Origin of the sequence: Streptomyces solincola, assembly GCF_002982015.1 — a bacterium.
GTDB lineage: Bacteria > Actinomycetota > Actinomycetes > Streptomycetales > Streptomycetaceae > Streptomyces > Streptomyces solincola.
In genome coordinates, this window is record NZ_PVLV01000096.1 from 1 (window position 1) to 22,879 (window position 22,879).

Consider the following 22,879-nt stretch of genomic DNA (forward strand, 5'->3'; position numbering starts at 1 on the left):
ACCCCCGACCACGCCGAACCCGCCTCCGCCCGCCACGTCGCCCCGGACGAGCCACGCGCCACGCCCGGCCAGCGCGCCGCCGCCGAAGCGGTGCTGCGGGCGGCGGCCGCCGTCCTGGAGACCGGCGCGGACGGCGCCGGCGGCGTCGCCCAGGCGGAAGTGCTCCGGGCCGCCCACGCCGCCCGCCTCGACGGGCTGCACCGCGCCGCCGCCACCGCCGTCGCCGCCGTCAACGGCCTGCGCGCCGCCCGGGCCGCGGACCCGGCCTACCGGCTGGCCGACCTCGCCGGGCGGCTGCGCGAACTGCTGGCCACCGTCCACCGTCTGCCCTCCGCCACCGGCGCCGAGCTGACCGCACTGCGCGGCACCGCCCGCCGCGCCTACGCCCCCGAGGGCTCGCTCCGCCTCCACGGGCTGTTCTGCGAGCCCGTCGTCACCGCCGGCGGCCACGCCGGTGCCGTCGCCTGGACGGCCGACCCCGAAGGCCGGCTCCACACGGTCTCCGACGTCGCCCCGGGCGGCCCCGCACGCGCCACCGGGGCCGCCGACCGCGCGGTACGCCTCGGTGACACCGCGCTCACCCACCGGCGCCTCGCCAGCGAGGGCCTGGTGGTGTCCGGCGCCACCGTCTCCGAGGACGGCCGGCTCGGCGCGGGCGCCGGCGTCCGGGCCGTGCGCGCCCGAGGCGCCGGATGGCACGAGGACCCGCTGGACCGCCTGTGGGCCGAACCGGCCGCCGACCAGGCGGTGCGCGCCCTGTCCGGCCACCGGCACGGACTGCTCTTCCTCGACCTCGTCATCACCGGCGCGGTCCGCGAGGCCGCCGGCGACTGCCTGCTCGCCGACTGCGGGGGAGTGGCGGTGCGGCTCACCGCCGCCGACGACCACCCCGCCCTCGCCTACCGGGAGAACATCCGCTCCCTCGCCACCTGCCCCGGCACCCCGCTACGGGCGATCGCCCGCCTCATCCCCGCGCCGCACGCCCGCGCCGGACTGCTGGCCGTCACCCACCCGACCGAGCCGGGCGCCCGCCTCGACCTCGGCCTCGACCGCCTCCAGCGGGCGGACCTCCCTCCGCCGGCCCCGCACCACCCGCCCGGCGGGGCGGCGTCCGACCCCGCCGTGGACCAGGCCCCGGTCCACCTCCTGCGCCGCCGCGTACACCAGGCGGTCTCCGGCGGACGCCGGATGCTCGCCCTGGACCGGGACGCCGCCGCCGACGCCCGGCTCCTGCGCCGTCAGGGCCTGGCCACCGCGGCGGACCTGCTCGGCACACTGCACGCGGCCGCCGCGGACCGCGACCGCGACACCTTCGGACGCCTGCTCCCCGCCGACACCGCGCACTTCGCCCGGTCCTGGCTGGCGGCCGCCGTCTACACCGAGGAGCTGGACCGCGCCCTGTGCGCCGCCGCCTGGGGAGCCGCGGTGTGACGCCCGCGTACCGGGCCGCCTCAGCCCTTCACCAGCCGCCGGACGTTGTCCACGCTGCCGCAGTCCGCCTTCAGCAGCTCGGCGCGCCGCTCCCGGAACGCCCGGCCCAGCGCCTCGCGGCGCTCGTCGGAGACGTTCTCCCGGGCGTCGTTCAGCAGGCTGCGCTCCTCCTCGTCCAGATGGTGGGTGACCGCCTCCGACAGGTCCTCCAACGCCTCGTCCCACGCCTCGGCGTCCGCCAGGTCGGTCTCCAGCAGCCCCAGCAGCGCCGCGTTGCCGTCGTCGTGCTCCTCGGAGCCGTGCTCGACCTCCTCGTCGTCCACGTTCTTGTAGCGCTTGAGCGCCGGGTAGACCTCCGCCTCCTCGGCCTCGGCGTGCGCCACCAGCAGCCCGGCGAACTCCCGCAGCGCGCCGGCCCGGTCCTCGTCCACGCTGCGCATCCGCCGCAGCAGGTCCTCCATGGTGCGGTGGTCCTCCAAGATGAGTCGGACCACGTCGTCGCCTGCCATCGTCCTGCGTCCTCCTTAGCCCGATGTGCGAACGCCCGGCCCGACCCGGGAAGGCCCGCGGACCGTACGTGCCGCACCAGGTGCCCCGCCGCCCGCCTCCCATGCGCCCCGTCACACCCCTGCGCCCCCTCGGGAGGCAACCCTTCGCCCGGCGCCACCGTCCTCCACCGCAAGTCCACCGGGAGTCCACCGAGAAGGGTGCGAACAGGTGGCGCGAGCGGGTCGGCAGGGCAGGGCGGGGCAGCACACCGGCCAGGACGCGGAAGTCCTCCGTCCACTTCCGGAGTCGCTACGGGACCACGCCCGCCGGCTCGCCGGGAGGACCGCCATGACCTCGGACATGCTCCACCGGGCGGCGGAGTTCGCCTCGGCCGACGCCGGCCGGCTGCTTCGCTCTGTTCGCCGGCCGGCAGCCCGCCGAACCGGCCTGCCCGACCCTGTTCGTACGGGCCCGGGACCTGCTGCCCGACGCCGAACCGGCCCCCGCCTGGCCCCGCCCGCACACCAAGCTCACCGTCCCCGGCGACCACTTCACCGCCCTGGAGGAGCATGCCCGCACCACCGCCGAGGCCGTCGACGGGTGGCTCACCGACACCCTCTGAGGCCGCTCACCCCCTGCGGAAGTCGGTACGGCGGACGTAGTCGGAGAAGTCGCGCGGCGGCCGGCCCAGCGCTTCCTGGACGCCGGCCGTCACCTCGGCCCCGCGCTCCTCGCGGATGTGCCGGAACAACGCGGTGACCAGGTCTGCCATCTCCTCCGGGTGTCCGGCCGCCACCAGCTCCGCGCGGTACGCGCTCTCCTCCACGGGGACGAAGCGCAGCGGCCGGCCGGCGGCGCGTGCGATCTCGGCGACCGCGTCCCCGAAGCTGAGCGCCCGTCCGCCGGACAGCACATACACGCGGCCCGCGTGACCGTCCTCCGTCAAGGCGACGGCGGCCACCTCCGCCAGGTCCACCAGGTCGAGGAACGGCTCGCGGCCCCCACCGGTCGGCAGCCGCAGCTCGCCCGCCTCCCCGAGCAGCGGACTGAGCAGCTCGAACTCGGTGAAGTTCTGGGCGAACCAGGTCGGGCGCAGGATCGTCCACTCCAGCCCGGACTCCCGGACCGCCCGTTCGGTGGCCAGGTTGTCCTCCCCGGGCAGCTCGTCCCACACCCGGGCGGACAGCAGCACCATCCGCCGTACGCCCGACTCGGCGGCCAGCGCGGCGAATCCGGCCACCTCGGCCGCCGCGTCCGGGCCCTCGGAGTCCACCACGTACACGGCGTCGATCCCGTCCAGGGCCGGGCCCCAGCTCGACCGGTCTCCCCAGTCGAACCGGACCTGGCTCCTCCGGGAGGCGACCACCGGACGGAACCCGCGCCGGCGCAACTCGTCGGCCACCCGGCGCCCGGTCTTCCCCGTCCCGCCCAGCACCAGGATCCTCGCCGAGCCCGAGCCCGAGCCCGAGCCCGAGCGTGCCGTCCCCGGCGCGCCGGCCTCACCGTTCGACCTATCAGAAGCACTCATGGGCACCATCACACACCCGGCGAATCGCACGTGCGATGGCTGATCCGCTCGTCTCGATGTCTGCCCGTCTTACGCCCGCCCTACCGGCGAGGACGCGCTGTCGGGCCTGCTTCAGGACGTCCGCCCCCAGGGGGCGCGCTTCGACCAGGCGGTGGTCCACCCGCCCTGGTCGCTACCCTTCACCGACACCGCCCCCCTCCCCCTCCTCACCATGGTCGGCGGCGACGCCGAGCTGCTGCCGGCGGGCGGCGGCCCGGTGCGGCTGCGCCAGGGCGATGTGGCCCCGGCGACCCGGTGGTCGGCCGGGCCCTGAAGCTGATGCACGGCGACCCCGCCCGCGACTGGACGGTCGCCTCGCTGGCCGCCGAGTCCGGCGTCTCCCGCGCCCGCTTCGCCCACCGCTTCAGCCGGCTTGTCGGCCAGTCCCCGGTGGCCTACCTCACCGAGTGGCGCATCTGCCGCGCCGCCGACCTCCTCGCCCGCACCGACGCCACCGTCGACGCGGTCTCCCGCCAGGTCGGCTACGCCAAACGCCTACGCCCTCAGCGTCGCCTTCAAGCGCACCTGCGGCATCCGCCCCACCGAACACCGCACCCAGTCCCGAGCCCGCCTGGAGCCCGCGACCGCGCGCGGAGCGCCGGCAGAGCGGGAACCCGCCCCCGTGAACCCATGATCATTCCTGTCCGCGGCGGGTGTTAGCCTGATCGCGATCGCGAACGAAGGTGTACGGGGGAGGGCGTGGCGGGCTTGGACGGCTACCAGGTCAAGGCGGGGATGACCGGCCAGGCGCGGCAACTCGACGACGCCGGGACGGACATGGACGGCGTCAGCGCCGCGGTCAAGCCCCGTACCACGTACGCGTACGACGACGCCGGTGGCGACGACGCCGCGTCGGCGGTGAACGCCTTCGTCAAGGCGTGGGCGGCGGAGGCCGGGACCCTGGCGTCGGCGCTCCACGAGCTGGGGGGCAAGGTGCAGGCGGCCAAGCAGACCTACCGCGGCACCGACGGCCAGGTGCGGGGGGACGTGGACGGCGTCCGGGTCCCCGAAGCGGGCGGCCGGGGCGACACGGTGGCACGGGGCGGCCGCGCCTCGGTCCTGTCGAGCTACTGAGGCGGGGCCGGTGTCGTTCCTCTCTCCCTTCGACTCCCCGTCCCTCCGTCTCGCGTGGCTCGCCGGGCTGTCGAAGCAGATGCTCGGCGCCGGGAGCAAGAACGAGCTCCTCGGGCTGATCGACGACGCGCTCTCGGTGCCGGCCCCCGGTGGCGACCCGGGCACGCTGGAGGGTCTGGCGCAGCTCTACCGCGGCCAGGTCGACCCGGTCGCCGGCGTCCTCGACCGGGTCGACCGGGTGGGCCGCAAGGGCCTGTCGGAGGTGTGGGTCGGCGACACCAGCGTCCGCGCCTCCGACGCGGTGAACGCCGCGGGGCGGTCGGTGAGCCAGATTTGCGAGGCGTTCCTCCAGGGCGCGTCGGTGCTGCTGACGCTGGCCGACGCGATCGGCGCCGCGCAGCGCAAGGACGAGCAGGGTCGCGGGCAGTTGCGGGAGCAGCGCAAGACGCTCGGCAGCGAGGACGGCTTCTTCGACGACCTGCACGAGAACGACGAGGAGGAGTGGGACCGCAAGAACGCCGCCCACTTCGGCTCCTACGCGGTCGACCTGATGCACGACGCCGTCTCCGAGGCGCAGGAGGCCGCCCGCGTCGCGGCCCGCGACCTGAACAAGTGGGCCGCCGAGGCGCGCGCCGGCAAGCTGGAGACCAGCGAACTCACCGCCGTCGACAAGCTGATGCTCGCCGACACCGGCGTGGCCGGCGCCGACGCCGAGCTGAACGAGGTCCTCTCGGCCGGCGAGCTGGCCCGCGCGTCGGCGCGCATGGACCTGCTGGGCCTCGGCGACGAGACGGCCATGGAACGGATGCTGGCGAAGTCGGAGACCTCGCAGGAGCGGGCGTACCTGATGAAGGCCCTGGCCGCCGGCCACAGCGTCACCGAGATCGGCGAGTTCCAGATCAAGATCCACGGCAAGGACCCCGACTGGATGCGCCGCCACCTCACTCCGGTGGTCACCGCCTCCGACAGCAGGAAGAACGAGGGCGTCACGCCGGGCGGGGCGAACGTCAACACCGACTCCGTCGAGTTCCTGGGCCAGCGGTGGGTCCAGGGCGGCGACGGCTCCGAGGGCACCTGCGTGGCCTCGTCCACCGTCACCTCCCGCGCCATGGTCGACCCGCTGTACGCGCTGGAGCTCACCGGCGGCCCCGACGGGCAGCAGGACGACCCGGCCGCCTTCCGGCAGCGCCTGGTGGCCGAACAGCACCGGCTGCACACCGAGGGCGAGGGCGGCGAGAACTGGACCGGCATGGGGCCGGAAGGACAGGAGCGGATCAACGACTCCGCCGTGGGCAGCGCCACCGGCACCGACTACGACCGCCGCGACCTGGACAGCGACGCCGAACGCAGGGCGGTCCTCACCTCGGTCCAGGAGTCGGTGGCGCAGGGCCGGCCGGTGCCCGTCGACGTCTCGGGCAAGGACGGCGCCCACGCGATGACCATCATCGCCCAGGAGGGTGACATGCTCCAGGTGTACAACCCCTGGGGCACGACCACCTGGGTCAGCGAGGACGACTTCATCAACGGCCGCATGGGCAAGGCATCCAGCAATGAACTCCCCGACGCGTACAGTGTCTACCTTCCGCGGTAGCGGCGGCGGGAGCGTCGCCGCACTCGCGGCGCTCGCGCTCCTCACCCTCGCCACCGGCTGCGGCCCGGGCTCCGGCGATCCGGCCGCCGGCCCCTCGCCCGCCACCAGCCGTCCGGTCGAGGACACCGCCATCTCCGCGGAACCGGGCGAGCGCTTCACGCTCACCGTCCCCCAGAACCCCTCCACCCGCGAGTTCTGGTACCTGGTGGACCCGCGGCCCGACAGCGCGGTGCTCGTCAGCCGCGGCCGGCAGACCGCCGCGGCCGCCGGCGACGGCGAGCAGCCGATGCCCGGCGCGGCCGGCCGGCTCACCTTCACCTTCGAGGCCAAGGGCAAGGGCACCACCCGATTCACGCTGCTGCACTGCACGTTCAGCACCTGCCAGGGCAACACCGCCACTCTGCCCCCGGACACCAGCCGGCCCTCGGCCGCCCCGAGCACGGCGACGGCCACCCCGCCCCGGGCCCCCGAGCGCATCACGTACACCGTCACCGTCCACTGAGCCGAAGCCGAGGTCCCGCATGAATGACGACGCCCCGCCCACGCCGGACCGCGACGACGACGCACTGGCCCGGCTCGACATCCCCGCCCTGCTGCGCGACGGCCTCACCGCCGAGTCCGGCCCCCGGCGCACCGCCCTGTTCGGCGACGGCGCCGCGGCCGCGTCCGTCGTCCTGGACCGCCTCCGCACCGAGCCGCGCTCCATCGCCTTCCTCGCCGACACCGTCCGCGCCGGCGGACTCGCCCGCGCGGCCGAACTGCCCGAACCGCTGCCCCGCCCGGAGGCCGCCGCCCTGGTACGGCAGTGGCTGCGCACCGGCGCCGAACAGCCCGGCACCACCGTGGCCGACGACACCGCGGCCGCCTGGCTGCGCGCCGTCGCGACCCTCATCGAGGTGAAGCAGCTCGCCCGAGCCCGAGGCCGCCTCCGGTGATCTGAACCGTCACGTCTGCGGGGGCGTCCGGGGCCCGCCCGGGGCGTCGGGCCGCTTGATGTCCTCCGGGTACGCCGTGTGCAGCACGGCCTCCTCGTACCCGACGACGCCCGCCGCGACCAGGGCGTTGATGCCGGTCTCCAGGGTCTGCATACCGTCCCGCCGGCCGGTCGAGATCATGTGGCGGATATCGGGCGTGCGGCGATGACGAGCTGGCTTCCGGTGAGCCAGGCGGCGGGGCGGGGCAGCGCTCCGCGCCACCCCGAGTGCGCCGGGATCGCCGGCACCAGCCGCACCCGCTCCCACTCGGCCGCAGTGCGCTCAGACGCCGTCGTCCTGACCGCGCCCGTGCTCCTGGCGGTGACAGCGGTACAGAGCAGGGGGTCCGCCGACCTTTCTGCGATGCCCGCACAACGGGCTTACGGAGCGCTGCTCGCGGGTGGAGGCTCGATGGACGGTTCGATGGTCGACCGGACGTAGATCCGCGTGGTGCCGGGTGTGAACTCGTGGGCGAAGAGGTCGACGCAGCGCTGGAGGTATTTGCCCTCCGGGGACGCCAGGTCGTCCGGGCACAGGTCGGCCTTCCGGAGGCCCCTGGACGAGCGTCTCGGGTTCGGGTAGTCCGAGGTGACCAAAGGCGGCGGCGGGCCGGTAGCCCTTCTCCTCGGGGTGCACGTTCCCGATCATCTTGGTGCCGCTCCGGATGAGTCTGTCTGTGTACCGCTCCGCGTCCTCGCTCGGCAGGACGAAGGCGAGCAGGCCGGTGTCGTAACGCTGGCCGGTCTTGTAGCCCGACCGCCGGTCGAGGCTCCCTCCGGAATGCGGATACCGAGCTGGTCGCTCAACCAGGCGGGTGTGGCCCCTTCTTCCCAGCAGCACGTCATTTCCTGGTCCGTCAGATCCGACGTCACGTCATCGGCGACCCAGGACACCGCACCGATCGCGGTGGCGACGCAACCGAGGAAAACCGCAACGACGACGACTGCGACCGGCACACGACGGCGGCGCACGGGCCGGGTGTCGGCAGCGTTCCGGGGGGAGGTGTCCATCCGTGATCCTCTATCGCGCTTCCTGCTGCTCACGACCCGGATCCGTCCGGTCGCCCTCGCGGCCCGGTTGGTCCGGCTGTGGCAGAGGTCCCTGGTTCGAGGCGGGTCCGCCCCGATCGCAGTGTTTGACGGAGCTGCTGCCCGCCATGTCGAACTCCTGGGCGATGCCCGTGGTGTGGAGGCGTGCCATCTGACCGTCCGGAATGCTCATTTCGCTGCCCCACGGGAGATCGATGGTCACGCCTTTGCTCTCGTCCCAGTTGTAGCGGTCCCAGGCGTTGGCCTGGTAGTCGAGACCGACCTTGGGATGCCCGTTCTCATCCGCTATGACGGTGACCACCCCGGTCACGTTCGACCGGGTGGACCCGACTGCGTAGAACCAGTTGTTGTCGACGTTCGGTGTAAAGGAGAAGTCCCGGTTTCCGGTCTCCACCGGCATCGAGACGGGTTGTCCGCCATTGCGCCGGAACTCCGCGAGAGCGTCGTCGCGCCAAGCCACCTGATGTTCCCTGATGCTGTCCTCGATGTGCGCGTTGAAGCTGGGCACGTCCGACATCACTTTGTCGACGGGCAGCTCCATGTCCGTCCCGCTGTTCCCGAGGTAGTGCGCCATGTGCCGCGCGGCGTCGTTGTCGCCCTTCCCGTCGGCGGCCTCGGCGATCAGGTTCATCTTCTCCCGGGTCCTGCGCTCCTCGGCTCCCGGATCTTCGACACCGTGGGGCCCGGAGCCCCGGTCGGGGGCGGCCTTCTTGATGGTCGGAGCGAGCAGTCCCGCCGCGAGAAGGCCGTCCCCGTGCCCGGTCCACAACTCCGCACGAGCCTGGGGGCTCAGCGATGTCCACAGTCGCCGCGGCTCGGCCCGCTGCGCCGTGTTCGCATCGCCCCCGAGGGAGGCGAGCTTGGTGGCGCGGGGGAGTTGGTCCTCGTCGAGCGACGTGTACGTTGCATGCCCCGCGTTGTGCGGGTCGCCGCCGTGGCTTCGCTTCAGCGCCCGGGTCACGGCGGCGTCGATCTCGGCCGCGTGCGCCCCCAGACCCGTGAGGGTATCGGCGTACCACTGCATCAGATCCTTGGTCCGCTGGGACGTGCCCTCCACACCGCAGAAGGCCTCCATGACCTCCACTGTCCCGTTGGGACCATCCGACACCAACAGCCCCGGATCAGGGCCCGCCGCCCCGATGCCCGGAGGGAACTCACCGACCAGGTCAGTTCCCTCCTCAGCCGGGCTTGTACCCCTTCAAGCCCAGCTTCGAAGCTTCCCTGTAGACCCAGCTGGTCGACGTGCTCAGCATCACGGCGACCTCGGAAGTTTCCGTGACGATGGGCTCGACCCGTGGGAGCCGTCGAGGGTGGGTGGTGTCGAACGGCTGCGGTTCCATGGTGAGACGACTCCTTAGAGGCTGGGCTGAGCGCGATCACGGTGCCGAATTGCTCTGCGTTCTGACGGGTTCCGGTGGTCGTTGCCGGCCGCCTTGCGGAACTGACCAGAGCCGCCGGTCCGGTTAGGCCATAGTCAGGGGAAGAGCCGGTTTTGCTCAGCCGGAAATGCTGCTAGACGGTCGCGCTGTTTGCGGCTTCCGGCGGTGGCGAGTCCTCGCGCTCACACGGACCGTGTACCGCCGTACCACGAGAGTGATGGTGGCCACGAGGGCTTCTACGGGTCACTGCGTAGCCTTGCGAGGTCGTCGCGGTGGAGCCGGGCATGCGTATGCAGCCCTTTGGCTCTCCTGATTCGACGTCAGCAAAGTCAGCAAGTGGTCAGCATGAGTCCTGAAGAACCTGGGGACAGGTGCCCGAACTTGCGACTCGTTGTAAGGTGTGGAAACAGCCCTTGACCTGCAAAAACGCAGGCAGGGAGCCTATGTCCAGGAGTACCTCAATGCTTCGAACGATGTTCAAGTCCAAGATCCACCGAGCCACCGTCACCCAGGCCGACCTGCACTACGTCGGGTCCGTCACCGTGGACGCCGACCTCATGGAGGCGGCCGACCTGCTTCCCGGGGAGCAGGTGCACATCGTCGACATCGACAACGGGGCGCGGCTGGAGACCTACGTCATCGAGGGGGAGCGGGGGTCCGGCGTCATCGGGATCAACGGCGCCGCGGCGCACCTGGTCCACCCCGGGGACCTGGTCATCCTGATCAGCTATGCCCAGGTGGACGACGCCGAGGCGCGGTCGCTGGCGCCGCGGGTGGTGCATGTGGACGCGGCCAACCGGATCGTGGAGCTGGGGGCCGACCCCGCGGCCCCGGCGCCCGGCACCGACACCGAGCGCAACCCGTACGCGGTGGCCGCGCCCCGCGTCTGAGGGGGAGGGGACCGGCACGCGTGATCCCGGCGCGGGCGGGAACGCGGCGGGTGAGGCCCCGCATGGCCGGCCACCGGTCGTCCGCGTGGAGCCGGCGGGCCCCGGCCCGCACCGGAACGGACGCACCAGCAGGGGAGAGACGACATGACGAACCCGTACCCCGACCCCGTCCCGCCCGCGCCCACGCCCGGCCCGCCGGACCCGGTGCCGCCGACGCCGGTGCCCAGCCCCGGACCGGGCGGCCCCGAGCCGGGCCCCGCGCCCGGTCCCGTGCCCGCACCGCCGCACCCGGGCCCGCCGCCCGGCCCGGAGCCGGACCCGGTGCCCAAACCGCCCGGCCCCGAGCCGGTGCCCGGGCCCGAACCGGCGCCCGGCCCGGCGAGCTGAGCGGACAGGCAGCTACGCAAGCAGGTAGGCAGGACGCGGAACCGGGAGCCCCGGCCACCGGAGGGTGGCCGGGGCTCCCGGTTTCCGTGCGCCTCGGTCGACGTGCCTCAGCGGGGCCCGCCTCAGCCCGCGTCCACCTCGGAGCGGTCGCCGCCCCAGAGGGTGTGGAAGACGCCGTCGCGGTCGGTGCGCCGGTAGGTGTGCGCGCCGAAGTAGTCCCGCTGGCCCTGGGTCAGCGCGGCCGGCAGCCGCTCCGCCCGCAGCGCGTCGTAGTAGGAGAGGGCCGCCGCGAACCCGGGCGCCGGCACGCCCTGCTTCGCCGCCGTCGCCACCACCTCGCGCCAGTCGTCCTGCGCCGCCCCGATCTCGTCCGCGAAACCCTTGTCGCCCAGCAGGCTGGGCAGCTCCGGCTGGGCGTCGTACGCGGCGCGGATGCGGTCCAGGAACGCCGCCCGGATGATGCAGCCGGCCCGCCACAGCGAGGCCACCGCGCCGGGGTCGACGTCCCAGTCGTACGCCTCGCTGCCCGCCTGGACCATGTGGAAGCCCTGGGTGTACGAGACGATCTTGGAGGCGTACAGGGCCTGCTCGACCCGGTCGGCGAACGCCGCCGCCTCCTTCTCGTCCAGCGGCCGCGCCGTCGGGCCGGGCAGGGAGCGGGACGCGTTGCGCAGCTCGCCGTGGCCGGAGAGCGAGCGGGCGAAGACCGCCTCGGCGATCCCGGACACCGGCACCCCCAGATCGAGGGCGATCTGCACCGTCCAGCGGCCGGTGCCCTTCTGCTCCGCCTGGTCGGCCACCACGTCCACGAACGGCTCGCCGGTGGCGGCGTCGGTGTGCGCCAGCACCTGGGCGGTGATCTCGATCAGATACGAGTCCAGCCGGCCCTCGTTCCAGCTCCGGAACGTCTCGGCGATCCGGGCGGGGGAGTAGCCGGCCACCGCCCGCAGCAGGTGGTAGGCCTCCCCGATGAGCTGCATGTCGGCGTACTCGATGCCGTTGTGCACCATCTTGACGAAGTGGCCGGCGCCGTCCGGGCCGACATGGCTCACGCACGGCGTGCCGTCCGGGGCCTTCGCCGCGATCCGCTCCAGCAGCGGGCCCAGCGACTCGTACGACTCGGCCGACCCGCCCGGCATGATGCTCGGCCCGTTCAGCGCGCCCTCCTCGCCGCCCGAGATCCCGGCGCCGACGAAGTGGATGCCGCGCTCCCGCAGCTCCCGCTCCCGGCGGCGGGTGTCCTCGAAGTGCGCGTTGCCGCCGTCGATGATGACGTCGCCGTCCTCCAGCAGCGGGGCGAACTCCTCGATCACCGCGTCGGTCGGCTCACCCGCCTTCACCATGACCACCAGGCGCCGCGGGCGCTCCAGCGCCGCCACGAACTCCTCCGCGGTCCGGGCCGGGACGAACGAGCCCTCGTCGCCGAACTCCTCGACCAGCGCCTCCGTCCGGGCGTGGGTGCGGTTGTGCAAGGCCACCGTGAGGCCGTTGCGGGCGAAGTTCCGGGCCAGGTTGCGGCCCATCACCGCGAGCCCGGTGACGCCGATCTGGGCGGTACCGCTCATATGCGTACTCCTGTCGTCCGGTGCGCCGACGGGGGTCGGCAGGTCGGTGTGTCATCCCGGCGGGCGGGTCGGAGCGCATCGGCCGCGCGCCGTGCGCCCGGCGTACGCCCCGGTCACCAGCGGTTGCCTTCCCGCCTCCGGTATCCGTACGCACCGTCTGAGCGGGTCATTCACCGCATCGCCCGGCGGGCCCCGCGCACCGGCCCCCGGCGCGAGCCGGCCCTGCCGCCCGCGCCCGCGGAACGTGACATCGGCACCGCCTCTTGTCACGAGCCCCACCACCCTCTAGCTTGGGCCGCCGCTGACCTGTGCATGCACAAGGGAGAACCACCCATGGCCTTACGCGGACGACACCGGCGCTACCAGCCGAGCCGCCTCAACCGCGCCTCGCTGACCGTCACCGCGAGCGGAGCGGGCATGGCCCTGCCGCTGATCGCCGCGGGCACGGCCGACGCCGCCTCGGTGGACACCTGGAACAAGGTCGCGGCCTGCGAGTCCACCAACGACTGGGACATCAACACCGGCAACGGCTACTACGGCGGACTTCAGTTCAGCCAGTCCACCTGGCAGGCGTTCGGCGGGACGCGGTACGCGCCGCGCGCCGACCTCGCGACCAGGGACCAGCAGATAGCCGTCGCGGAGAAGGTCCTCAAGCGGCAGGGTCCGGGCGCCTGGCCCGCCTGCTCGGTCCGCGCCGGGCTCACCCGGGGCGGCGACGCCCCCGACATCAGCCCGGCCGGCGGCAGCGGCGCGAAGGTGCGCGAAGCCAAGGCCACCGAGAGCACGCAGACCCCCGCGAGGGCCGAGCGCAAGCGCAGACCCGCGGCCTCCGAGGCGACCCCCACCACCGTGCCCAAGCAGCGGGAGAGCTACACCGTGGCACGCGGCGACTCGCTCTCCGGCATCGCCCGCACCGAACGGGTCGGCGGCGGCTGGCAGCGGCTCTACGACGCCAACCGCACCGTCATCGGCGCCGATCCCGACATGATCTTCCCCGGTCAGCGGCTCACCCTGCGCGGCGCGCCCGCCGACGCCAAGCCCCGTCCGGAGACGGACGGCCCCCGGCAGCAGACCGCCAAGCCCAAGCCCAGGCCGCAGCAGCAGGCGGCCAAGCCCCAGCCGCAGCAGGCGAAGCCGAAGCCGGAGCCCGCCAAGGCCAGGCCCAAGCAGCAGCCCGCCAAGCCGCGCCCGGCCGTCGCCGACCGGCAGGGCGCCGGGTTCAGCGCCCCGGTCGCGGCCGGCCCCAGCACCGCCTACCGCAGGGCCGGCTCCTCCTGGGCCAGCGGCTACCACACCGGTGTCGACTTCCCCGTGCCCACCGGCACCACCGTCAAGGCGGTGGCCCCCGGCCGGGTCGTCTCGGCCGGCTGGGCCGGTTCGTACGGGTACCAGGTCGTCATCCGGCACCAGGACGGCCGCTACAGCCAGTACGCCCACCTCTCCGCGCTCAGCGTCCGGGCGGGCCAGCAGGTCGGCGGCGGACAGCGGATCGCCCGCTCCGGCTCCACCGGCAACAGCACCGGACCGCACCTGCACTTCGAGGTGCGCACCGGACCCGGCTACGGCTCAGACATCGACCCGCTCGCCTACCTGCGGTCGGTCGGCGTCCGCGTCTGAGGCGCCGGCCTCCCCGTACGGTTCCACGGTCCCGGCGGCGGGCCTCCGCCGCCGGGAGCCACCCCGGCACCGGCCTACTTCAGGTCGGTGCCGCCGTGCACGATCCGGCCGCCGACCATGGTCAGCAGCACCTTGGCGCCGGCGATCTCCTCCTCGGGGACCTCGGTCACCTCGCGGTCCAGCACGATCAGGTCGGCGAACATGCCCGCCCGGAGCGAGCCGGTCAGCTTCTCCTGCCGCAACTGGTAGGCGCCGTTGACGGTGACCGCGCGCAGGGCCGCGGCCCTGCTCAGGCGCTGGTGCGGCGTCATCGGCCCCTCCTTGGCGTACGGGCTGCCGGGCTCCGCGGTGCGGGTGATCGCCGTCTTGATCGCGGTCCACTCGTCGAGCGGGTCGACCGGCCAGTCGCTGCCCAGCGAGATGCGGCCGCCGCTCGCGAAGATGTCGCCCTCCGGCTCGTAGCGGGACCAGCGGCTGCTGCCGAGGTAGGGCCTGACCGACTCGACGGAGTCCGGGGCGGGCTTGGCCCAGTGGAATCCCATCGCGGCGACCACGTCCAGCCGGCCGAACCGCTTGATGTCGGCCGGGTCGACCAGCTCGGCGTGGGCGACGGTCAGCCGGCTCGTCCGGTCGCCCCCTTCCCGTACCTTCGCGAAGGCGTTGAGCGCGAGGCGGACCGACCGGTCGCCGATGGCGTGGATGTGCGGGTCGAAGCCGGCCTTGGTCAGCTTGCCCACGATGTCGTCGAGCTGGTCCTGCTTCCAGTACTGCGCCCCGGTCTTCTCCCCGGGCCGGCACGCGCCGTGGTCGCACTCCAGATAGGGCTGGAGCAGCCCGGCGGTCTGCGCCGGGTATTGCAGGACGCCGTCGAGGAAGAGCTTGGTGTTGCGTACGGCGATGGTGGGCGCGGGCTTGGCATCGCCCCCGTCGTAGCGCTCGCGCAGCGCGGTCACCGCGCCGATCGGGTCCTTGTCGCCCACGTTGACCAGCGGCGCGAAGTGGCCGCGCGCGGTCAGCTCGCCCCGCTCGGCGAGGGTGGCGAAGGCGCGGATGGCCTCCTCGGACGCCATGGCGTCCATGAAGGTGGTCACCCCCTGCTCGGCGAGCGCGGCCAGGGCGGTGCGGGCGATGCGAAGGTTGTCCTCGGCGGTGGGCTTGGGGATCCTCCCCTCCACCAGATCGCTCGCGCCGTCCTCCAGGACGCCGGTGGGTTCGCCCTTCGCGTCCCGGGCTATGGCGCCGTTGGAGGGGTCCTTCGTCTTCGCGGTGATGCCCGCGATCTCCAGGGCGCGGCTGTTGACCAGCACGGTGTGCCCGTCGGTGGACTTGACGATGATCGGCCGCCGGGTGTCCAGCGCGTCGAGCACGGCCTTGGTGACCTTGGTCCCGGCCGGGCGCATGGCCTGGGCGTACCAGTGCTCGACCTGCACCCAGGTGTCGGGCGAGGCCTTCTCGTCGTCCGCCGTCTCCTTGAGGTAGGCGCGGATGCGGTCCTGGAACTGCTTGACGGTGAGCGGTGCGTACTCCAGGTCGCAGCCGAGCAGGCCCTGACCACCGGACATGGGGTGCAGGTGGCCGTCGTGCAGTCCGGGCATGACCATGCGGCCGCGCAGCTCGACGACCTCGGTCCGCTTCCCGATGTGGCGGCGGACCCCGTGGTCGGTGCCGACGTAGGCGATCCGGCCGCCGGAGACGGCGAGCGCCTGGTGCACGCTGTCCTTGTCGTCGAGGGTGTGCACCCGGCCGCCGGTGAGGACCAGGTCGGCGCCCTGCTGGGGCCGGTCCTTCCGGTCCTCCCGCGAGTCGTCCGAGGTGCACCCGTCGAGCGCGACCACGGTGGCCGCGACCACTCCGGTCGCCAGCACCGTCCGGCGGCGTGGGGTACTGCTCATCGGCTCTCCCTTTGTCCGTGCCCCGTGCGTCCGCGCACGGTGCGTTCTGGGTCACACCGGGGACCGTAGAGCGTGCGGTTTCCGTACGTCGGCGGCCGACGCACCGGGTTCCGGCTGTCAGTTCGAAGGCGAAAGGGGGTGGTGGCCTGTGAATTGCAGGCTGCGGGGGGTGGGGTATATGTTGAGCGAGCGACCAATAAGCGCGGACACGCGCGAGGGAAACCGCAGGGCTGCCCGATTCGCCCCTTTCCGAAATTTCCCGCCGGGCCGAAGGCAGCCCGCGGGACCGTCCCGTGACCGAGAGCACGGGCCTCCGCTTGGCCCTCGCGCCGCCCGCTGCCGTAGAGTTCGGCTCTTGACAAGCACCCGCGCGCGCGTGTCGCGGGAAAACGAGCGAGCGAGGAACGGCACCACCATGACGGTGATCCAGGAGACCCAGGCGCAGGAGCCGGAGGCGTACGGGCCGGGCATCGACCCCGAGCGGCTGGCCGTCTGCCTGAGCGTCCTCGCCGAGCTGGACCGCATCGAGGTCGACCACCCCGACGCCATCGCGGTCCGCCGCGCCACCTCCGGCATCTACCGCACCGTCAAGCAGCGCCGTCGCCAGGAGCGCCGGGCCGCCAAGACCGCCAACGACCGGGCCGTCACCGAGGCCACCGCCACCGGCTCCGCCGACCGCATCGACGACGAGACCCAGGGCCTGCTGCCGTCCTCCTCCACCGTCGGCGAGATCGCCGGCATCCTCCAGCGCCCCCGCTCCTGCTACATCTGCAAGCAGCGGTACGTCGAGGTCGACGCCTTCTACCACCAGCTCTGCCAGAAGTGCGCCGCCGAGAACCGCGCCCGGCGCGACGCCCGCACCGACCTGACCGGACGGCGCGCCCTGCTCACCGGCGGCCGCGCCAAGATCGGCATGTACATCGCGCTGCGGCTGCTCCGGGACGGCGCGCACACCACCATCACCACCCGCTTCCCCAACGACGCCATCCGGCGCTTCAAGGCCATGCCGGACAGCGACGAGTGGATCGACCGGCTGAAGATCGTCGGCATCGACCTGCGCGACCCGGCCCAGGTGGTCGCGCTCGCCGACTCGGTCGCCGCCGCCGGTCCGCTGGACATCCTGATCAACAACGCCGCCCAGACCGTGCGCCGCTCGCCCGGCGCCTACCGCGAGCTGCTCTCCGCCGAGTCCGCGCCGCTGCCGGCCGGCGTCCTGCCGCCCGCCGAGGTCATCGGCACCTTCGGCAGCGGCACGGTCGACTCGGTGGCCGCGCTGCCCGGACCGCGCACCGGCGACGCGCTCACCGCCCAGGACGTCACCGACCTGGCGCTGGTCAGCGGCTCGGCGTCGCTGCAACGGATAGCCGCCGGAACCGCCATCGACGCCGGCGGGCTCGTCCCCGACCTGCACGACACCAACAGCTGGGTGCAGACCGTCTCCGAGGTGGACCCGGTCGAGCTGCTGGAGGTGCAGCTCTGCAACTCCACCGCCCCGTTCATCCTGATCAGCAGGTTGCGCGCGGCGATGGCCGCCTCCCCGGCCCGCCGCACCTACGTGGTCAACGTCTCCGCCATGGAGGGCGTCTTCGCCCGCGGCTACAAGGGCGCCGGACACCCGCACACCAACATGGCCAAGGCCGCGCTGAACATGCTGACCCGCACCAGCGCGCAGGAGATGTTCGACGCCGACCGCATCCTGATGACGGCCGTGGACACCGGCTGGATCACCGACGAGCGCCCGCACCCGGACAAGGTGCGGCTCGCCGCGGCCGGCTTCCACGCCCCGCTCGACCTGGTGGACGGCGCCGCCCGGGTGTACGACCCGATCGTGCGCGGCGAGGCCGGCGAGGACCTGTACGGCTGCTTCCTCAAGGACTACGCGCCCGGCCAGTGGTGAGCCGGAGCCGGTGAGCCGGAGCCGGCGAGCCGGAGTCGGTGGGCCTAGCCGGCGGGCCCGGAGCCAGTGAATCGAATCCGGTGGGGCGGACCCGGTTGGCCGGAGCCCGTGGGTCGGACCCGGTGGGGCGGACCCGGTGGGCCGCCGCCCGTCCGCCGTCTGCCCGGGTGCCGGGCCGGTCCAGCCCCCGGCCCCCGGAAAAGCCGCGTGCCCTCCGTCCGGACCGGGCGGGAGGGCCTGGTCGGGCGGAGGGCACGGCGTACGCGGCGCGGGGGCCGGGATCGCTGTGGCGCACGGTCCGGGGCTCGGCCCCCGTCGGCGCCGGGCCGCTGCCGCGCGGCCCGGGGGTCTCAGTCGATGCCGGGGAGGATGTGCGGCTCGGCGAGGTCGTCCTCGTAGCCGGCGAGGCGGATGGGGGCGGAGCGCGCCCACACCTCCAGGCTGCCGAGGGTGTCGGAACGGGCGGCCCGTTCGAAGGGTTCCGCAGGCTCCTGCATGGTCGTTTCTGGTGTCACCGCGCACTCCTGTCGTGTCGCGAAACCTATGAGGACGTGTACTGCCGTGCGGTCGCGGTGGCGCCGGTCTCCGGGCGGGACCGCAGCCTTGGTGGCAGGCTTGTCCCGTAGCCGGCCCGAGGGGGTTTCGTGGTCCCCTGTCGGCCGACTGTCCGACTCAGGTTAACCAAATGAGCGCGGTTCCGCTCGATGGAACGCGTCACAGCGTGGGAATCCGGACACCCCGGACAGGTGCGGGCGACCGCCGGCCGCGCCGGACGGCCTGCGGGGACGCCGACGGGTGGGGCGGGCGGTGTCCCGGGGGTGCGCAGGAAGCGCTTACCGGTTGGCGCGCACCCGCCCGGCGGGTCCGGTTCGCACGTCACACCAGCCGGGTCGGCGGCAGGAAGTCGCGGACCGGGGTGCGGTGCCACCAGGCGCCGGTCTCCCGGCGTTCCTCCCGGGTGGTGAAGCGGTACCGGTACAGCCGGGCCCTCACCAGGGCCGGCGGGGCGTCGGGGAAGGGATTGTGCGCCAGCAGCCTCAGGGTGTCCCGGTCGCCCTCCAGGAGCCGTTCCACGAAGGGCTGGAACCAGGAGCGCGCGTAGGCGGGAGAGAGCGCGGCGAACCACATCATCCAGTCCAGCCGCAGGTGGTACGGGGCGAACTGGCGCGGCAGCCGCCGCACGTCCCCCGGCTTGCCCCGGAAGCCGTACTCCCGCCAGACCGTGTCCGGACCGGCGGTCGTCTCGTCGGTGCCCTCGACGACGATCTCCTGCCGGACCCGGCCGACCGTGCCGAAGGCGCCGTAGGTGTTGACCAGGTGCAGCGGGTCGAAGGAGCGGTTCATCGCCTGCCGGCGGGAGAGCAGGTTGCGGGCCGGCCGCACGCTCAGGACCAGCACCAGCGCGGTCACCGCGACGACCAGGACGCCGAACCACAGCGGGGGAGCGGGCAGCGCGGGCGGGGCGGCGACCAGCGAGCCGTCCACCGCCGCCAGTGCCAGCACGATGGTCAGCCAGTTGAGCCAGGCGAAGTTCCCCGAGGCCACCAGCCAGAGCTGGGTGACCACGATCAGCCCGGCGGCGACGGTCGCCACCGGCTGCGGGGTGAACAGCAGCACCGGCACCGCCAACTGGGCGACGTGGTTGGCGGCCGTCTCCACCCGGTGCAGCGGCCGGGGCAGCCGGTGGAAGTACCAGCTCAGCGGGCCGGGCATCGGCTGGGTCTCGTGGTGGTAGTCCAGGCAGGTCAGGTCCCGCCAGCAGGAGTCCCCGCGCAGCTTGATCAGCCCCGCGCCGAACTCCACCCGGAACAGCAGCCAGCGCAGCAGGAACAGCACCAGCACCGGCGGCGCGGTCTCCTCGTTGCCGAGGAAGACGGCCAGGAAACCGGTCTCCAGGAGCAGCGACTCCCAGCCGAAGCCGTACCAGGTCTGCCCGACGTTGACGATCGACAGGTACAGCGCCCAGAGCGCCGCCCACATCAGCATCGACACCGCCAGCGGTACGGCGTCCCCCGCCCCGGCGACCAGCGCCAGGGCGAGCGCCGCCCCGCCCCAGGCGCAGCCCGCGAAGAACCGGTCCGAGTAGTGCCGGTGGAACAGGCTGGGCGCGGCCCGGAACGGCACCCGCGCGGTGTACCGCGGTACCGGCAGCATCCCGCGCTCCCCGATCAGCGCCCGGAACTGGAGCGCGGCGGTGAGGAAGGCGACCAGGTACACGGCGGCCAGCGCCCGCTGGAAGACCAGCCGGCTCAGCCAGTAGTCGGACGAGGCGAACCAGAACCACTCCATCGTCCCCGGGTAACCGTCCCGGACCGCCCGACGCCGCCCCGGGACGGATATCCCTCAGGTGGCGAGGCGGCGCAGCGTACGGCCCAGATGCCGGGCGTAGACGCCCTGGGCGACCGGCACCAGCGGGCCGGCGAGCCTGGTGTACCAGCACGCCGGGCGGCTGAAGGCGGTGACCGTGAACCACACCGAGCCGTCCGCGCGCAGCTCCGCGACGAAGGACTCCTCGCCCCGCTCCGGGTGTCCCGGACGGGTGCCGTAGGCGAAGCCGGTGCGGGAGGCGTCCGCGACGGTCCACACCACCGTGCAGGGCGCCTCGACGCCGAACCGCCCCGCCCACCGGCCCACCGACACCTCGCCGCCCGGTTCGGCGTGCGGGGCGTCCGCCTCCACCCGCATGCCGGAGCGCCGGTGCAGCCGCCAGGACGTCACCGCCGCCCCGGCCCGCTCGAAGACGGCCCGGCCCTGCCCGACCCGGGTGGTGCGGTGCAGGTGGTGGTAGCCGGCGGGCAGCGGCCGGTGGAGGGTGGCTCCCACCTCCGGGTAGCTGAGGGCGGCGCCGCCGCGGCGGTCGGCGCCGGCGTCGCCCAGCGCACGGATCAGTCGGGTCATCGGGTCGTCCCTGGGGTCGTGGCGGATCGTGTCGTCTCAGGCCGTACGGGCTGGGGCGCGGGTCCGGTCCGGGCGCGGGCCGGGGCGTGCAGGCGCCGCCAGGCGAGCAGCGAGCAGAGCGCGAAGCCCGCCGCGTTGCCCAGGCCGTGGGTGGCCGCCATCCAGGCGAGTGAGGGGTGCGGCAGCCCGGTCGCCTGCCCCAGCGCCCAGCTCAGGGCCAGGGCCATGGTCGCCGGGAGGACGACGGCCGCCACGCCCAGCAGCGCCCGGGTGACCCGGTCGCGACCGGCGACCCGCACGTCCCGCCAGGTCAGAGCCGCGACGGCGGTCATGCCGGCGGTCAGCACGAGTGCCCCGAGCAGCTCCGCCCAGTCGTCCACGAAGTAGCCGGCCAGCACCAGCAGCGTGCCCGACGGCACGCTGTACGCGGCGAACCGCGCGGCCGGACGGTCCGCGGTGCGGCACAACAGTCCGGCCACCAGTGCCGCGGCGAAGCCGGCGAAGTGGAAGTGCGGCACGGTCAGCGCCAGGATCTCGGGGCTGAAGCCGAACAGCCGATGCCCGGCCCGTTCGGCGACCAGCGCCGAGGCGGCGACCGCCGGGCTCACCAGCGCCGTCAGCGCCGCGACGCCGGCCGGGGCGAGCGCGGCCCGGCCCGACCGCCGCAGCCGGGCCGCCGCGTGTCCGACCAGGAGCGCGGCCCCCACCGCGTACAACCCGGCCAGCGTCGTGGCCAGGGTCGATCGCGGCAGCCAGAGGCAGACCGCGCCCGGCGCCGCGAAGCACGGCCACAGCCGACGCGTCGTCCGGAACTCCGCTTCGTCGAGCAGGCCCAGCCCCAGCGGCACCACCACCAGCATGCCCAGGGCGACGATCAGGTCCACCAGTGGCCACATCGGCCCGCCCATTCTCCCGTCACGCTGTTGAACGTGTTCAAATACCTCTGCGGCCTACTGTAGGGCGAGACTTGAACGCGTTCAAGTGGGGAGTGGTGGCGGTGGCCGGCTCGGCCGCCGGGGGCGGGTCGTTAGCCCGCTCGGCCCGTCCGGCTGGCGCACCCCGGCGTCGTGAGGCAGACAGGTGCGAAAGGTGCACCTCCCCGGACGCCGGCCGGCCCGGGGCACCGCAGACGGGAGGCCCCGCGTGCCCACATCCCCCCGCCGTCGTCGCGTCGCACCCTGCGTGCCCGCCGCGTACACCCTGGCCGTGGCCCTGATCGTCACGGGCTGCGGCGACGGTGGCGGCGACGCGGGCGCCGGCCCCCACATCTCCGCCGGCGCCCAGAAGGTGCGCCTGATGCCGGCCGGCGAGCCCGGCCCCGACCCGTTCACCGCCTCCACCGCCCGCCCCTCGCCCGGCCTGCCCAGCCCGGCCGCGGCCGACGGGGCCGGCGCCAAGGCGCAGTCCGCCCGCAGTGTGCCCGGCTCCACCCCCGGCCTGTACGGCGGCACCCGGTCGGTGCCGAGCTGCGACACTGAGCGCCAGGCCGCGCTGCTCACCGAGGACGACACCAAGGCCCGAGCCTTCGCCCAGGCCGCCGGGGTCACCCCGGCCGGCCTGTCGGTCTGGGTGCGCGGCCTCACCCCCGTGCTGCTGCGCGCCGACGTGCGTGTCACCGGCCACGGCTACCGGGACGGCGCGGCCGACCCGTACCAGGCCGTGCTCCAGACCGGCACCGCGGTCCTGGTCGACCGCTACGGCTCCCCCCGGGTGCGCTGCGCCGGCGGCAACCCGCTGCGCACCGCCGTCGACGCGCGGGGCGCGGCCGAGCACGAGGGTGAGGCGTGGCCCGCCTTCCATCCCGGCCGCACCCTGCTGGTCACCCCGACCGCGCGGCCGCTGGGCGCCCTGGTCATCGTCAACGTGCTCAGCGGCACCTGGGTGGAGCGCCCGATCGGCACCAGCGGCTCCCAGGACGTCCAGCCCGCGGACCCGCCGCCGTACAAGCCGGGGGAGCGGGACCTCACCGAGGCCGGGACAGCCCCGACCCCCGCGCCCCGCGAGTCCGCGCCGGCCGAGCCGAGCGGACCGCCCGCGCCGCCGACCGGCAACGAGCCCGCCGCCCCGACGGACGGCTCCGACGCCGGGGAGCAGGGCGAGCGGCAGCCCGAGAACGCCGCCCCGGACACCCCCGAGCCGGCCGACTGCCCGACCGACCCCGGCGAGGGCCTGCCCGTCC

Annotated in this window: 20 protein-coding genes and 1 pseudogene; 11 read left to right on the top strand and 10 right to left on the bottom strand. The window is 74.0% G+C overall.

Annotated features, from left to right (window positions below; translation table 11 throughout):
- Positions 1–1,431: hypothetical protein (locus C6N75_RS30500; RefSeq protein ID WP_105868029.1), on the top strand; the 1,431-nt coding region annotated here is incomplete at its 5' end.
- Positions 1,432–1,451: 20 nt separating this feature from the next.
- Here the strand turns inward: C6N75_RS30500 and C6N75_RS07305 are convergent.
- Together C6N75_RS07305 and C6N75_RS07310 are read right to left on the bottom strand one after the other, a co-directional pair.
- Positions 1,452–1,940 (bottom strand): hemerythrin domain-containing protein, encoded by a 489-nt coding sequence (locus C6N75_RS07305; protein WP_105868030.1) that lies wholly within the window; start codon positions 1,938–1,940, stop codon positions 1,452–1,454.
- A gap of 608 nt (positions 1,941–2,548) precedes the next feature.
- The gene (locus tag C6N75_RS07310) at positions 2,549–3,448 is read right to left on the bottom strand and encodes an NAD(P)H-binding protein (RefSeq protein ID WP_105868043.1); all 900 of its coding nucleotides are present in this window, start codon (positions 3,446–3,448) and stop codon (positions 2,549–2,551) included.
- Positions 3,449–3,599: 151 nt separating this feature from the next.
- Here C6N75_RS07310 and C6N75_RS31395 point away from each other — a divergent pair, with 151 nt between their 5' ends.
- The 6 genes and pseudogenes from C6N75_RS31395 to C6N75_RS07335 all read left to right on the top strand — a co-directional run bounded on the left by C6N75_RS31395 (position 3,600) and on the right by C6N75_RS07335 (position 7,087).
- The gene (locus C6N75_RS31395; protein WP_258177274.1) at positions 3,600–3,761 is read left to right on the top strand and encodes a cupin domain-containing protein; all 162 of its coding nucleotides are present in this window, start codon (positions 3,600–3,602) and stop codon (positions 3,759–3,761) included.
- Positions 3,698–4,121 (top strand): annotated as a pseudogene (locus tag C6N75_RS07315) (helix-turn-helix transcriptional regulator); the annotation flags it as partial. The gene C6N75_RS31395 and the pseudogene C6N75_RS07315, both read left to right, overlap by 64 nt.
- A 65-nt stretch (positions 4,122–4,186) precedes the next feature.
- Entirely contained in the window at positions 4,187–4,561 is a 375-nt protein-coding gene (locus C6N75_RS07320; protein WP_258177275.1) for a hypothetical protein, read from the top strand.
- 10 nt (positions 4,562–4,571) lie between these two features.
- The gene (locus C6N75_RS07325) at positions 4,572–6,152 is read left to right on the top strand and encodes a peptidoglycan-binding protein (protein ID WP_105868031.1); all 1,581 of its coding nucleotides are present in this window, start codon (positions 4,572–4,574) and stop codon (positions 6,150–6,152) included.
- The gene (locus tag C6N75_RS07330) at positions 6,133–6,654 is read left to right on the top strand and encodes a protease inhibitor I42 family protein (RefSeq protein ID WP_258177276.1); all 522 of its coding nucleotides are present in this window, start codon (positions 6,133–6,135) and stop codon (positions 6,652–6,654) included. The genes C6N75_RS07325 and C6N75_RS07330 overlap by 20 nt, the downstream gene beginning before the upstream one ends.
- Before the next feature lie 19 nt (positions 6,655–6,673).
- A complete protein-coding gene (locus C6N75_RS07335) occupies positions 6,674–7,087 on the top strand; it encodes a hypothetical protein (protein ID WP_105868033.1) in 414 nt (137 codons plus the stop codon).
- Between the two features lie 9 nt (positions 7,088–7,096).
- Here the strand turns inward: C6N75_RS07335 and C6N75_RS07340 are convergent, their stop codons facing one another.
- Together C6N75_RS07340 and C6N75_RS07350 are read right to left on the bottom strand one after the other, a co-directional pair.
- A complete protein-coding gene (locus C6N75_RS07340; protein ID WP_181160381.1) occupies positions 7,097–7,267 on the bottom strand; it encodes a hypothetical protein in 171 nt (56 codons plus the stop codon).
- Between the two features lie 879 nt (positions 7,268–8,146).
- A complete protein-coding gene (locus C6N75_RS07350; RefSeq protein ID WP_258177277.1) occupies positions 8,147–9,250 on the bottom strand; it encodes a hypothetical protein in 1,104 nt (367 codons plus the stop codon).
- 765 nt (positions 9,251–10,015) lie between these two features.
- Here C6N75_RS07350 and panD point away from each other — a divergent pair.
- Positions 10,016–10,444, top strand: a complete 429-nt coding sequence (gene panD, locus C6N75_RS07360; RefSeq protein WP_105868034.1) for an aspartate 1-decarboxylase — start codon at positions 10,016–10,018, stop codon at positions 10,442–10,444.
- Positions 10,445–10,953: 509 nt separating this feature from the next.
- On the opposite strand, the gene gndA is transcribed toward panD, so the two are convergent.
- Positions 10,954–12,396, bottom strand: coding sequence for an NADP-dependent phosphogluconate dehydrogenase (gene gndA / locus C6N75_RS07370; RefSeq protein ID WP_105868036.1), 1,443 nt, complete (start codon positions 12,394–12,396; stop codon positions 10,954–10,956).
- Positions 12,397–12,729: 333 nt separating this feature from the next.
- Between gndA and C6N75_RS07375 the strand changes: the two genes are divergently transcribed.
- Complete coding sequence (locus C6N75_RS07375; protein ID WP_105868037.1) at positions 12,730–14,013, top strand: transglycosylase family protein; 1,284 nt, start codon at positions 12,730–12,732, stop codon at positions 14,011–14,013.
- Between the two features lie 74 nt (positions 14,014–14,087).
- Here the strand turns inward: C6N75_RS07375 and C6N75_RS07380 are convergent, their stop codons facing one another.
- Entirely contained in the window at positions 14,088–15,905 is a 1,818-nt protein-coding gene (locus C6N75_RS07380) for an amidohydrolase (RefSeq protein ID WP_105868038.1), read from the bottom strand.
- Between the two features lie 415 nt (positions 15,906–16,320).
- Here C6N75_RS07380 and C6N75_RS07385 point away from each other — a divergent pair, with 415 nt between their 5' ends.
- Complete coding sequence (locus C6N75_RS07385; RefSeq protein ID WP_105868039.1) at positions 16,321–17,802, top strand: SDR family NAD(P)-dependent oxidoreductase; 1,482 nt, start codon at positions 16,321–16,323, stop codon at positions 17,800–17,802.
- Between the two features lie 350 nt (positions 17,803–18,152).
- On the opposite strand, the gene C6N75_RS30505 is transcribed toward C6N75_RS07385, so the two are convergent.
- The 4 genes from C6N75_RS30505 to C6N75_RS07400 form a co-directional block, all read right to left on the bottom strand.
- Complete coding sequence (locus C6N75_RS30505; RefSeq protein WP_219852854.1) at positions 18,153–18,317, bottom strand: hypothetical protein; 165 nt, start codon at positions 18,315–18,317, stop codon at positions 18,153–18,155.
- A 361-nt stretch (positions 18,318–18,678) separates the two neighbouring features.
- Positions 18,679–20,091, bottom strand: a complete 1,413-nt coding sequence (locus C6N75_RS07390) for a lipase maturation factor family protein (RefSeq protein WP_105868040.1) — start codon at positions 20,089–20,091, stop codon at positions 18,679–18,681.
- A 54-nt stretch (positions 20,092–20,145) separates the two neighbouring features.
- The gene (locus C6N75_RS07395) at positions 20,146–20,700 is read right to left on the bottom strand and encodes a DUF1990 family protein (RefSeq protein ID WP_105868041.1); all 555 of its coding nucleotides are present in this window, start codon (positions 20,698–20,700) and stop codon (positions 20,146–20,148) included.
- Positions 20,697–21,596, bottom strand: a complete 900-nt coding sequence (locus tag C6N75_RS07400; protein WP_105868045.1) for a YndJ family protein — start codon at positions 21,594–21,596, stop codon at positions 20,697–20,699. The genes C6N75_RS07395 and C6N75_RS07400 overlap by 4 nt, the downstream gene beginning before the upstream one ends.
- A gap of 247 nt (positions 21,597–21,843) precedes the next feature.
- On the opposite strand from C6N75_RS07400, the gene C6N75_RS07405 reads away from it, so the two are divergent.
- Positions 21,844–22,879 (top strand): DUF6777 domain-containing protein (locus C6N75_RS07405; protein WP_146132505.1); only part of this gene is annotated, 1,036 nt, incomplete at its 3' end.

Coding starts and splice junctions, on each gene's coding strand:
- C6N75_RS07305 (WP_105868030.1), bottom strand. CDS start 1,940: ATGGCAGGCGACGACGTGGTCCGACTCATCTTGGAGGACCACCGCACC.
- C6N75_RS07310 (WP_105868043.1), bottom strand. CDS start 3,448: ATGAGTGCTTCTGATAGGTCGAACGGTGAGGCCGGCGCGCCGGGGACG.
- C6N75_RS07335 (WP_105868033.1), top strand. CDS start 6,674: ATGAATGACGACGCCCCGCCCACGCCGGACCGCGACGACGACGCACTG.
- C6N75_RS07340 (WP_181160381.1), bottom strand. CDS start 7,267: ATGATCTCGACCGGCCGGCGGGACGGTATGCAGACCCTGGAGACCGGC.
- C6N75_RS07350 (WP_258177277.1), bottom strand. CDS start 9,250: ATGGAGGCCTTCTGCGGTGTGGAGGGCACGTCCCAGCGGACCAAGGAT.
- panD (WP_105868034.1), top strand. CDS start 10,016: ATGCTTCGAACGATGTTCAAGTCCAAGATCCACCGAGCCACCGTCACC.
- gndA (WP_105868036.1), bottom strand. CDS start 12,396: ATGAGCGGTACCGCCCAGATCGGCGTCACCGGGCTCGCGGTGATGGGC.
- C6N75_RS07375 (WP_105868037.1), top strand. CDS start 12,730: ATGGCCTTACGCGGACGACACCGGCGCTACCAGCCGAGCCGCCTCAAC.
- C6N75_RS07380 (WP_105868038.1), bottom strand. CDS start 15,905: ATGAGCAGTACCCCACGCCGCCGGACGGTGCTGGCGACCGGAGTGGTC.
- C6N75_RS07385 (WP_105868039.1), top strand. CDS start 16,321: ATGACGGTGATCCAGGAGACCCAGGCGCAGGAGCCGGAGGCGTACGGG.
- C6N75_RS07390 (WP_105868040.1), bottom strand. CDS start 20,091: ATGGAGTGGTTCTGGTTCGCCTCGTCCGACTACTGGCTGAGCCGGCTG.
- C6N75_RS07395 (WP_105868041.1), bottom strand. CDS start 20,700: ATGACCCGACTGATCCGTGCGCTGGGCGACGCCGGCGCCGACCGCCGC.
- C6N75_RS07400 (WP_105868045.1), bottom strand. CDS start 21,596: ATGTGGCCACTGGTGGACCTGATCGTCGCCCTGGGCATGCTGGTGGTG.